The following is a 222-nucleotide window of genomic DNA, read 5'->3' on the forward strand; positions in this document are numbered from 1 at the left end:
TATATATTATTATTATATGGTTAATAGGTCTAAATAAATATGAAAAGGAGTTATTTTATTCACCAGTTAATAGGATTCTTAAATCTAGTAGAATTAAAAAAGAAGTAAATTAAAAGATTGAAGTTGAAAAAGATCTTATATTATATATAAATGAAAAAGTCCCTTTTCTTAATAAGAGCCAATTGTTTTTCCCTTTATGGATCTGATATTAATCTTAATATA

The sequence above is a fragment of the Bacillus sp. JJ1764 genome (assembly GCF_036962145.1).
In the GTDB taxonomy this organism is placed as follows: Bacteria; Bacillota; Bacilli; order Bacillales; family Cytobacillaceae; genus Neobacillus.